The organism is Stieleria sp., assembly GCF_041595215.1.
GTDB classification, from domain to species: Bacteria; Planctomycetota; Planctomycetia; order Pirellulales; family Pirellulaceae; genus Stieleria; species Stieleria magnilauensis.
In genome coordinates this window covers 1-10,438 of sequence record NZ_JBFHKV010000174.1, presented here as the reverse complement: position 1 = coordinate 10,438, position 10,438 = coordinate 1, and the positions used below count along the sequence as shown (strand labels likewise).

Sequence of the window (10,438 nt, the reverse complement as noted above, 5' to 3'; positions counted from 1 at the left end):
GAGGACCGCAGGCTGTTTCCCGGCACGGACATCGAAGCGCTGCGTCCGCGCAAATCCGACGTGTATGGATTCGCCATCTCCGTGGCGGTCTGCTTCGTCGTCATCGCCCTGCTGGTCTGGCTGGCCGGCATCGGCAGTTAGGGATTCTCCCGCAAATCGATTTCGGATGTGATTGGCAGTGGAAGGCCGCGGGGCAACGCCGCAACGTTGAGGCAAGCGGAGGTGCCGCCGCTCGCGCTGGCGCGAACCGGCTGATGTCAAACGATGATCAGCCGTTTGGCGTGAGCCTACGGGCCCCAGCGAAAACGAACGACGCTTAATTGAACGCCATTGGCTCAACACGTGTGTCGGTTGTGATTCGATCGACGACGGCACACGCAGCGTGCCCGACGGTGTCCGTGATGTGGTGCATCATGCCCTGCTACCCAAAGACTTCCCCAACGGCCTCGCCTCCGAACACCGTCGGCACTTCATCGCGGCCGTGATGGTTGTAGGTCAAACGGTTGGCGTCGATTCCCAACGCGTGCAGCATGGTGGCGTGAAAGTCGTGTGGGGACACCGGGCGTTCGGTCGCGACGTAACCCAGCGGATCGGTCGCGCCGATGATCTGCCCGCCTTGAACGCCGCCACCGGCCATCCAGATCGAGTAGCCGGCCGGAGAATGATCGCGGCCCTTGCCTCGGCCTTCCATCGTCGGCGTGCGTCCGAACTCGCCGGCCCAGACGACCAGCGTCGACTGAAGCAAGCCGCGTTGCTTGAGATCCGTCAGCAGCCCGGCGATCGGAACATCGGTCCGCGCGGCCATTTTGGAATGGTTGCCCTTGATGTTGCCGTGGGCGTCCCAGCCGCCGACGCGGACTTGCACGAACCGTACGCCGCGTTGGACCATGCGTCGGGCGAGCAGGCACGCGCGGCCGACCGTTTTGCCATCGGGATGATTCAAACCATACAGATCTCGTGTCTGCTGCGTTTCCTTTCCGATGTCAAACAACTCCGGCGCCGACGTCTGCATCTGGAACGCGGTTTCATAGGATTCCAATCGCGCCCGCAGTTCGCTTTGGCCTCCGGATTGATCCAAGTGCCTTTGGTTGAACCAACGAATCAATTCCAGTTGATCGCGGCGTTGCTGCTTGGACGTCTGTTCCGGCATGTTCACGTGCCGAATCCCCTTGGCCGGGTCGACGACGGTGCCTTGGAACCCCGATGGCAAAAAGCCCGATCCCCATCCGGCACCTTGGGGAAACTGCATGCCGTCGGTGTGCAGGTTCATTCCGATGAATGCGGGCAGACTCTCGTTGGCCGTTCCCAGACCATACAGCGACCAGCTGCCGATACTGGGGCGATCGCCGGCGGCGGTGCCCGTCAGCGCGACGCATTCACCGGGCCCATGCACCGGATTGTTGTGCTGCATCGATCGAATGACACACAAATCGTCGACATGTTCCGCCGTTTTGGGCAGCAAGTCGGAAACCGGAATTCCGCTTTCGCCGTAGGGTTTGAACGACCACGGCGAACCCATCAAGTTCTTCAGCCCGGCTCGTTTGATTTTGGGGATCGTTTCGGCAATGCTGTCGGGAACGTCCTTGCCCGCCAGCCGGTCCAGCTCCGGTTTGGGGTCAAACGTGTCGACTTGGCTCGGACCGCCGGACATGAACAAAAAGATCACGCTCGATGCCGTGGCGGGGTGGTGCGTCGCATTGGCCCCTTCCGCTTCGGCGTGACGCAACAGCTGCAGCGCCATCGCACCGGCACCGAGTCCGCCGCCGTACAGGAATCGTCTTCGGTCGATCCAAGGGTTTGACGTCATGCGTCTCTCTAATTCAGGTACAAAAACTCGCTCAAGTTCAGGATGACCAGGCACAATGATTCGAGCGAATGATCACGCAGGTACTGTGTCATCTTCTCCGCCTCTTCCTCGGACGCGTCTCTGCCGAGCGCCAGCCGCAGCGCGGTTGCGGCGTATTGGTCTTCCGTGGACGAGTTGCGGACACGATCGGCAAAACGGTGGCTGATCGTATTCATGAAGTCGCTGTTGAGCAGGTACAGCGGCTGCAGCGAGACGGTCGACACGCGACGCCGCGAACAGGTTGCCACCGCCGCAGGGCTATCGAACAGCGTCAACGATTCTGCGATCCGTTCGCGTTGCTGTGGCAGGTAGACGCTGCGCCGGTAGGCTTCGTCCGCATCCTCGTCACTCACACTCGGGCCTCCCACGGTCGTGTCCAGTCGGCCGGCGACGGACAACGCCGAATCCCGGATCGCTTCGGATTCCAGTCGTCGCGGGGTCCAACGCCACAGGGATTGGCAATCGGGATCCAAGTCATGGTTGGGCTGTGAGAACGACGCCGATTGTCGATAGGCCATCGATCGGAGGATCAGTCGATGAATGTGCCGCGTGCTCCAGCCGCTGGCGACCAATTCGTCGGCCAGCCAGTCGAGCAGTTCGGGGTGTGTCGGGGCAGCACCTTGAGTCCCGAAATCACCCGAGGTCGCAACCAGACCGGTGCCGAAATGCCACTGCCAAATCCGATTGACCCAGACGCGCGCGGTCAACGGATGGTCCGGGGACGCGATCCAGTCGGCCAAGTCGGTTCGTGAAGTCGCACCGTCGGGCGTCGGTCCGAAAACCGCCGGCCAGCCGGCGCGAACTTCCGGGCCGACCGATTTGGCGTCACCACGCAACCGCAGGTAGGTTTTCATTTCTGCGACCGATTGAAGATCACGCGGCAACGGCCAACGCATCTCGTGGGGCGCGACGACCACTCCCTCATCGCCACCGATCCAGCCCCAGACTTGTGGGGTCGACGCGATCGCGGAATCGAGTGCGGACAGCGCTTTGCGTTCCTGCGCATTCATTGCGCCGATCACCGACTTGGGAATCACCAAGACGGGCTCGGGGACGCCGGCACGACGCTTTTGGGCGACCATCCGCGAGTGAACGGAGTCGAACAGTTGCCAACGCGCGTCGATCCACGATTCCGCTTCGGCGGGGGCATCGGCCAGCAACAGGTTTCCCGGTTGCCCGCGCGTAAAGAACGCCTGCAATCGGTAGTAGTCGCGAATCGTAAACGGGTCGAACTTGTGGGTGTGACACTGGGCGCATTCGAGTGTGACGCCCAGGAACGTTTTTGCCGTGGTGTTGACCACATCCACCAGAATGTCCTGGCGTTGAATCTCTTTGTCCAGCTCATTGCCGCTGTATCGGGCGGCGGCCAGGAATCCCGTCGCCTCCAAACAACGCGATGCCCCCTGCAGTTCATCGCCGGCAAGTTGCTCGCGAATGAACTGGTCGTACGGTTTGTCGTCTTGAAAACTCTGGATCACATAGTCACGGTAACGCCAGGCGTGGGGCCGCGGTCGATTGTGTTGATGACCATTGCTCTCGGCCCACCTGGCCAGATCCAACCAGTAGCGTCCCCAACGCTCGGCGTAAGCCGGTGAAGACAGCAATTGATCGATCCAGCGATCGAGTGATTCGTGACTGGTCGCTTGCTCAAGTCCCGGGAACGCCGATTGTGGAAGCCCCGTCAGATCCAACGCCATTCGACGTTGCAGCGTCGACCACGAAGCCGTTTCCGCAGGCGTCGTACCCAGGTCTTGTTGTTTGCGGGCGATGAACGCATCAACGGGTGTCCGCAAGGGCCGAGTGGACGATACCTCAGGAATCTCAGGTCGACGGACGGGCTGTAGCGCCCAGTGATCGGACTGCATCGCGGGCGTCGGCAGCAGTCGATGGTCCCAGACGACGCCCTCATCGATCCAATCACGCAGCACGCGGATTTCGTCCGCACTCAGTTGCGTGTGGTCATCATCGGGCGGAGGCATCTGCTTTGCCGGATCGGACGATTCGACGAGCGCAATCAGATGGCTGGCATCGGCATCGCGGGGAGACAATTGGTTCAAGACTTCGTCATAACTGTCCAATCGCAATCCAGACTCTGGATCCTCGCCGCTGTGACACTCAAAGCAATGCCGATGCAGAATCGGATAGACGTCATCGGCAAAACGGACCGTTGCGGTGAGTGTCTGCACCGTCGCTGGTTTCGTCGTCGGTGGCGTGGGAGTGACTGGGGCGGGCAAGCCGAAGGATTCCAGCCAGGTGGTCGCCAGCGATACCTCGGAGACCAAGATTCGATCGTCGCGTTCGGTCTTCATCCCCGTCGAAAACCCGATCCAGCCAATCGACCCAATCGCGTTTGTTGCAGCGACCTCGATGGCGGGAGTTTTCGCGTCAAGGATTTCAGGATCGATCCAGACGCTCAACCGGTCATAGGGTTGTCCGCTGCCCGATCGCGATCGCGAGGCTTTGGCCAGGATGGTGTAGACGCGATCGCCCTGCAGTTCGATCTCGGCAAAGTGCTGGGACGAGGAAACGTAGCGTGCCATGAAGGCGTTTTTGTCTTCGTCGACATGCAGCCCGATGTTCGGCACACCGCCGTTGTGTCCCGCCGCGTCACCTCCGTCCTGTTCGTCGAGCCATAGAACCAGAAACTCGCCGTTTCCGTTGGGAGGCGTGTCGAGACTGGTTGAATCGTAGCGCAGCTGAAAACGAACGAACAGCTGGTCGCCATCAAACGGTGCATCGAGCCGTCGCCGCAGCGGATTGTTTCGCCCGCCGGTCCCGCGGATTTCGAACCACTGCGCCGCCCCGCCGGAACGCGACCGTGTCCAATCGCCCGACCAGCCGATCGGATCTCCCGCCAAGACCGGCGCGTCATGCCAGATGCAGGTGAGTAGCAATGCGATCGCGAGAAAACGCATTTTGGTGAATCATCGGTGGGCGAGTGATTGGGGGGGCCGCTAGTATAACCCATTCTAAATCACCGCGGTCATGAATTTGATTTGTTCCACCACCGACGCCCGTCCGGAGACTTCGATGCGAATTGCCTGTCCGATGCGATTTGCCTTTCCGATGCGATTTGCCTTTCCGATGCGATTTGCCTTTCCGATGCGACCACGGTTCCTGTCGATGATGCTGGTCGCATGCTGCGTCAGCGTTTCCTTGAGCCGTCACACGCCAGCCGAAGACTTCACGGTCGTGAAAGACCTCCATTTCAGCAAAGCCGCGGCGTCGCTGACACTGGATCTGTACCTTCCCCAAGCGTCTGCCGATCGGTCGCCCTGCGTTATCGTCATTCAAGGCGGTGGCTTTCGTCCGCAGAACGGACAGCGATTCAAACCCTTTGCCGAGCACTTGGCCAAGCATGGTTTTGCAGCCGCGTTGATCTCCTATCGCGGCAGTCCCGAGCATCGGCATCGCGACACCCTGGCCGACGTGAAAGCCTCCGTCCGATTCATCCGCGAGGTGGCCGAGAAATATCAAATCGATGCCGAGCGTATCGGCGCGACGGGCCGGTCGGCCGGCGGAACACTCGCCGCGCTGCTGGCGGTCACCGGCGAAGACGACGATCCCGGCAGCCGCATCCGAGCCGCCGTTTGTTTCGCCGGCGTCTTCGATTTCGTATCGCGGTTTACGAAACAAGAACAGCTTCAACTCCAGCCGAATTCCAAAAAGAAACTCAAAACCAACGGAGAGTGGATCGGCCCGGCTTTTTCACCCGAGGATCCGGAATGGTTGGCCGCTTCGGCGATCACACATGTCGATCCGAGTGATCCGCCGATCCTGTTCCTGCACTCCCGCGATGATTCCACCGTGCCCTGGCTTCAGTCACGCGACATGCACCGCGCGATGACGGACGCCGGCATCGCCGCCAAGATCCGGGTCTATGAAACGGGAGGCCACACGGTGTCGCCCGAAGACAGGAACTCACTCGACGACATGGTCGAGTTTTTTCGAACGCGATTTTGAGCGTGGAACCGTCCGGGGAAACCGTGGACCGAGGCAACAGTGCGAAAAGTTGTCCACGAATCACACGAATTGCACGAATGCCAAGTGGAGATCGGGTTCCGGTGGGACGCCTTGGCCAATGGTGTGTGTTAAAATGGGCGGAGCGGTATTTCAGATCCAAGATCAGAGATTTGCTGCCACTGCCACTGACGGAATCGATGTGCGATTCCTCTGAAGCCCGGAGGGCTGGCACAATGGTTGCCGGTGGCGTCAGCCACCGGTTGCAAGAGGGCAACAAGCAGAGGCCCGGAGGGCCGGCACAATAGGTCACTGAATCCAAGGCATCGTGTCGGCTCGTTAAGAGATCGTTGGTCGAGCAAACAAGGAACACCATGAGGACCATCGTCGCCATCATCCTGATCCCGCTGTGGATCCTCCCACCGCTTGTCGCCAACGATGACGTCAGCGAAGGTGAAAAGCTGTTTGCGTTGCATGTCAAACCGCTGATCGCAGAGAAGTGTCTGGCCTGTCACGGGGCGGAACCCGATGACATCCAAGGTGGGCTGGACCTGCGAACTCGAGAAACCTTGATCGCCGGTGGTGAGTCGTTCGAAGATGAAGTGCTCATCCCCGGCAAGGGCGAACAGAGCTACCTCTACCGGACCGCCAGCCGATCGGAGGAAGGCTATGAAATGCCGCCCAAGGAAGCCGACCAGCTGACCGAAGCTCAAACGTGGTGGATTCGTGATTGGATCGATGCCGGAGCGCCGTGGCCGGATGAACAACGCGTCGCAATGATTCAGCAGCGATACGCCGAAGGTGTGCAGGTGGCGACGTCCAAGGCGCTGTCGGACGACTGGCAGAACCGACGTTACGAACCCCAGAAGCTGTGGGCGTATCGGCCGCTGCAGCACGTCTCGGTGCCCGCCGGCAAACACCCGATCGACTGGTTCATCGACGAGAAACTAGCCGCGGCAGGTCTCGCGCCCGCGCCGCCAGCCCCGGCCGCTGAATTGGTGCGACGGATGAGTTTCGGTTTGACGGGGCTGCCGCCGACACCGGAAGACGTCAGACACTTCACCCGCGAGTATGCCAACGACCGCGAAAGCGCCGTGCGGACGCTCGCGCAGCAATTGATGGCGTCGCCGCACTACGGCGAACAGTTCGGCCTGCGTTGGTTGGACGTCGTCCGCTACGCAGACACTGCCGGTTTTGCAAACGACTACAGTCGCCCCAACGCCTGGCGTTACCGTGACTATGTGGTCCGCGCTTTCAACGAAGACAAACCTTACGACGAGTTCATCCGACAACAGATCGCCGGGGATGAGATTGACGCCGAGGATCCAGAGAATCTGATCGCAACGGGTTTCTTGCGAATGGGGCCGTGGGAACAGACCGGCATGAGCGTGTTCAAGGAAACTCGTCAGCAATGGCTCGATGACATCACCGATTCGGTCGGCCAAACGTTTCTCGCTCACGCCTTGCAGTGTGCCAAGTGCCACGATCATAAATTCGATCCCGTGCCGACACGTGACTACTACAGCATGATGGCGGTGTTCTCGACGACCCAGTTCGCCGAGCGCGACGCACCGTTCCTGGACGTGGAAAACAAAACGGGTTTCGAAGCGTCCGACCAATGGGTCAACGCCAAAGTCGCCGCCTACGAGCGAGAACGCAAGGAACTCAACCAGAAAGTCGCCAAGGCGCGGAAGCAGGAAACCGGTGATGCAAAGGTCGGCGACAACGGGCTGGACCCTGGCGACGAAGCCTCGTTGGCCAGAATGTCGAAAAACATCGCGCGTCACCGTTGGGAACTCGATCGCACCCGGCCAATCGCCTTTGCCGTTTACACGGGCAAGACGATCCAACGCAACAACGTCGGCAATCGGATCGAGTTGCCGGAGAACCCTTGGGCCAAGGGACAACTCGAAGCCGACGCGATCTTGGCCGGCGGCAACGTCTATTCACCGACTGACCCGGTCCAGCCGGGACCACTCAGTGCTGCGGTCGCGCTCGGTCAGATGCAGCCTCCTTCGTTTCCCGACGGCAAGGGAAAACGCCGCTTGGCGTTGGCTCGGTGGATCGCCGCCGAGGACAATCCGTTGACCGCCCGCGTGATCGTCAATCGCGTCTGGTCGTGGCACTTCGGCAAAGGACTGGCCGGCAACCCGAACAACTTCGGCGGAACCGGCGCCCTGCCGACACATCCACAATTGCTCGACCACTTGGCGCGCTGGTTCATGGACCAGGGGTGGAGTATCAAGAAGCTCAATGAGCTGATCGTCACCTCCCAGGCCTATCGCCGCAGCAGCCGTCATCCGCAGCCGCAACGCCAAGCCACTCTCGATCCGAAAGGGAATCTTTACGCCTCGTTCCAGCCACGTCGATTGACCGCCGAAGAGATTCGCGATGCCATGCTGGTCGCCAGTGGTGAACTCAATCGCAGCGTCGGCGGGATTCCGGCGCGGCCGGATGTGAACTTGGAAGTCGCGTTCCAGCCACGGCAAATCATGGGCGGGGCGGCTTCGGTTTATGAACCCGATCCGACTCCCCAGCAACGCAACCGCCGCAGCCTGTACGCCGAAAAGATTCGTGGGCTGCGGGATCCGTTCCTCGAATCGTTCAACCAACCGGGACCGGACAAGTCGTGTGAGTTGCGGGAGACATCGACGGTCGCACCCCAAGCGTTGACACTGCTCAATTCCGAAGAGGTTTTCGACCGATCGATCGCGTTCGCCAAGCGGTTGGTCGATGAACAACTCGACGATGTTGAGACCATCGATCGTGCTTTCCAATTGGCACTGGGGCGAACGCCGACTGCTGAGGAACGTTCACTGTGTCTAGATCAATGGAACGACGCGATCGCTGAAGAATCGTCGCGATCCTATCAAGCCAAAACCTGGCCGGATCAGATAATGCGAACGGTGATGGCGGAGAAAACGGGGCAACCCTACGACTTCATCGAAACCATGCCGGCTTACACCAATTACCAACCGGACCTTCAGCCCGCCGACGTCGATGCGAAAACGCGCGGACTGGCGCATGTCTGTTTGGTGATTTTTAATCTCAACGAATTTGCCTACCTGGATTGATCATGGCTGCTCACCCTCCCCATCGACTGGCGATGCCGACCCGCCGCGAGGCGTTGTATGGTCTCGGCGCGGGCCTCGGTTCGGTCGCGCTGACGTCACTCTTGCAAGCCGACCAGTCGGGACGGACTCATCATCCGGCCAGGGCTAAACGCTGCATCTTTTTGATGATGGAAGGCGGCCCGTCGCATCTGGACACGTTCGACCCCAAGCCCGAACTGACCAAACAGCATCTCAAAGCGTTTACCCGCAGCGGCGAGATGGAAAGTGCGATGTCGTCGGGAAAACGCTACTTCGTCAAAAGCCCCTTTCAATTCACCAAGGCAGGCGAGTGTGGCGCGGACATTTGCACCGAGTGGAAACACTTGAGCAAGATGGTCGACGACATTTGCTTTTATCGTGGGGCGCAAGTCGAATCGGTCAATCACCCGACGGCTTGCTACCAGCTCAATACCGGCAATCAGTTCGGCGGCGATCCCGGAATCGGCGCCTGGGTGACGTATGGCCTGGGCACGATGAATGAGAACTTGCCGGGGTTTGTGGTCTTGCCGCGGTCGAGCTATCCGCAGGGCGGCGCGGGAAACTGGTCCAACGGGTTTCTGCCCGCCAGATTTCAAGGCACGCCGCTCCGCCCCGAAGGCAGTCCGATTCTAAATTTGAACCCGCCCGCGGCGGTGTCGCCCCAGCGACAGCGCGAGAATCTTGATCTGCTGGCGCAACTCAATCGCCAACACCTCGCCTCACGTCCCGGCCGGGGTGAGTTAGAAGCGAGAATCGCCAGCTATGAACTCGCCTACCGGATGCAGACCGAAGTCCCCGGCGTGCTGGATTTGGACGGGGAGTCCCAGTCGACACTCGACGCCTACGGTGTGGGCGGGGCGGCGACGGACTCCTTTGCAAGAAAATGTTTGTTGGCCCGGCGGTTGGTCGAAAGCGGTGTGCGTTTTGTTCAAGCCTATGCCGGAAACTGGGACAGCCACGACTACATCGAAAAAGCGCACGGGGCGTTGATCCGCTCGGTCGACCAACCCATCGCGGCGCTGTTGCGAGATTTAAAGCAACGCGACATGCTCAAGGACACCCTGGTGATCTGGTGTGGTGAATTCGGTCGGACACCGGACAACGGGTTGCGCGGCGGAGGTCAATCCTACGGTCGTGATCACAATGCCAAGGCGATGACGATGTGGTTCGCCGGCGGCGGGACAAACGCCGGACACACGATCGGAGCGACCGACGAGATCGGTGCCAATGCGGTCGAGTGCGTGCACCACATTCGCGACGTGCACGTCACGCTGTTGCATCTGCTCGGTCTGGACGACAACCGGCTGACCTACTTCCACGCCGGCCGCCACAAGCAACTTTCCCAGTTCGGCGGCCAGCTGATCAACGAGCTGTTGGCTTAGCTGCTACGCAGCGACAGCGGGCGGCTAAAGCCTGCACACCAGCGAACGTTGGTGTCTAGCCTTGAGGCGTTCTGGGTCGCTGCTTCGCAGCGACAGTGGGCGGCTAAAGCCTGCACACCAGCGACCGTTGGTGTCTAGCCTTGAGGCGTTCCGGGTCG

General features: G+C 60.5%; 5 protein-coding genes. 3 read left to right on the top strand and 2 right to left on the bottom strand.

The window, feature by feature from the left end; genetic code table 11:
- Positions 1-421: 421 nt before the first annotated feature.
- Both ABX749_RS09230 and ABX749_RS09225 read right to left on the bottom strand, forming a co-directional pair.
- Positions 422-1,807, bottom strand: a complete 1,386-nt coding sequence (locus tag ABX749_RS09230; RefSeq protein ID WP_372895719.1) for a DUF1501 domain-containing protein — start codon at positions 1,805-1,807, stop codon at positions 422-424.
- Between the two features lie 8 nt (positions 1,808-1,815).
- Positions 1,816-4,761: a PSD1 and planctomycete cytochrome C domain-containing protein gene (locus tag ABX749_RS09225; protein WP_372895718.1), complete on the bottom strand. Its 2,946-nt coding sequence runs from the start codon at positions 4,759-4,761 to the stop codon at positions 1,816-1,818.
- 70 nt (positions 4,762-4,831) lie between these two features.
- On the opposite strand from ABX749_RS09225, the gene ABX749_RS09220 reads away from it, so the two are divergent.
- From ABX749_RS09220 to ABX749_RS09210, 3 genes are all read left to right on the top strand, one after another.
- Positions 4,832-5,809, top strand: coding sequence for an alpha/beta hydrolase (locus tag ABX749_RS09220; RefSeq protein ID WP_372895717.1), 978 nt, complete (start codon positions 4,832-4,834; stop codon positions 5,807-5,809).
- A 371-nt stretch (positions 5,810-6,180) separates the two neighbouring features.
- Positions 6,181-8,880 carry a DUF1553 domain-containing protein gene (locus ABX749_RS09215; RefSeq protein ID WP_372895716.1) on the top strand — a complete coding sequence of 900 codons (2,700 nt, stop codon included), beginning with the start codon at positions 6,181-6,183 and terminating at the stop codon, positions 8,878-8,880.
- Positions 8,881-8,882: 2 nt separating this feature from the next.
- Positions 8,883-10,280 (top strand): DUF1501 domain-containing protein, encoded by a 1,398-nt coding sequence (locus tag ABX749_RS09210; RefSeq protein ID WP_372895715.1) that lies wholly within the window; start codon positions 8,883-8,885, stop codon positions 10,278-10,280.
- The last annotated feature ends 158 nt before the right edge of the window (positions 10,281-10,438 follow it).